At 29.5% G+C, this 217-nt stretch carries 1 protein-coding gene; it reads left to right on the forward strand.

Features of this window, described 5'->3' with window-relative positions:
* Nucleotides 1-217 (forward strand): IS110 family transposase (locus ACU68U_RS09430; protein WP_446763208.1); only part of this gene is annotated, 217 nt, incomplete at both ends.

Raw genomic sequence — 217 nt, forward strand, 5'->3', positions numbered from 1 at the left:
AAGAATAACCACGAAGCCTCAATAATTGATTCTAATGGTAAACTTGTTTCTGAGTCTTTTTCTTTTTCTAATTCTATCAGGGGTTTAGAAAAGTTTCAGAAATTTATTTCCTCTTTTTCGATTGATTTTAACAATTGTATTATTGGTATGGAAGCTACAGGTCATTATTGGCTGTCTCTTTATTCTTTCTTGATTGATTTAGGATTTTCTTGTATTG

Source organism: Finegoldia sp. P3-F-LR, assembly GCF_052932165.1.